This is a genomic window from Roseivivax isoporae LMG 25204, from assembly GCF_000521865.1.
GTDB classification, from domain to species: Bacteria; Pseudomonadota; Alphaproteobacteria; order Rhodobacterales; family Rhodobacteraceae; genus Roseivivax; species Roseivivax isoporae.
The window spans coordinates 1-780 of record NZ_JAME01000139.1; the positions used below are offsets into that span (position 1 = coordinate 1).

Sequence of the window (780 nt, forward strand, 5' to 3'; positions counted from 1 at the left end):
AATTCCGGTCGAGGCTCCACCGCCACCGGCGAAGCTGTCGATGATCATCGGCGCAAGACTGGTCATCAGGCCATCCCGAGCGCGGCTTTATACATCTCGAGCACCGCCTCCTCCTCGGCGATGTCGTCCGGCTCGCGCTTGCGCAGCGCGATCACCTTGCGCAGGACCTTGGTGTCGTAGCCGCGCGCCTTCGCCTCGGCCATGACCTCCTTTTGCTGGTCTGCGATTTCCTTCTTCTCGATCTCGAGCCGCTCGAACCGCTCGACGAACTGGCGGAGCTCGTTCGCTGCGGCGCCGTACACCTTGTCCGAAACCGCCCGATCCTCGTCGGTCTCCTTCATGCGCGGTCCGGCGTCCTTCGCTGCGCCATGGGTGTTCGGACCGGCGCGCATGCTCACGCCCGGGCCGAGATCGAAATGCCCGGGGTCGTCAGCCTGGATGCTCCTGACGATGTCCTGAATGCGCGCGGTCTTGTCCTCGGCGCTTCTGATCGCGTCCCAGTGGGGCACGATCCCCGCCCAATAGGCGTTGACCTCCGACATGCGGTGAAGGTCGGCGCGAAGGCCGGGCACCATTTCCAACAGGCGCTCGCAACGGCCGAAGTCTGCCGCGTCGTGCGGGTAGTCGCCCATCTGCCGGCCGTGCTCGGCGAGATGAGCCGCGATGGACTCGGCTGCAGCGCCCGTGGTGCCCGAGCTGAACCAGGCGAGAAGCTGAGATTGCATGGTATCGTCGAGCATTGCGGGTCTCCTGGCTGCGAGCTCGCGGTGGTCGATGGCC

1 protein-coding gene is annotated in these 780 nt (G+C 66.0%); it reads right to left on the bottom strand.

The window, feature by feature from the left end:
* Nucleotides 1–65: 65 nt before the first annotated feature.
* Nucleotides 66–392, bottom strand: coding sequence for a DUF2312 domain-containing protein (locus RISW2_RS23020; RefSeq protein ID WP_156944001.1), 327 nt, complete (start codon nucleotides 390–392; stop codon nucleotides 66–68).
* Nucleotides 393–780: the final 388 nt, after the last annotated feature.

Bases quoted from the DNA above. Each gene is read 5' to 3' on its own strand.
- RISW2_RS23020 (WP_156944001.1), bottom strand. From the start codon at position 392: ATGCGCGCCGGTCCGAACACCCATGGCGCAGCGAAGGACGCCGGACCG.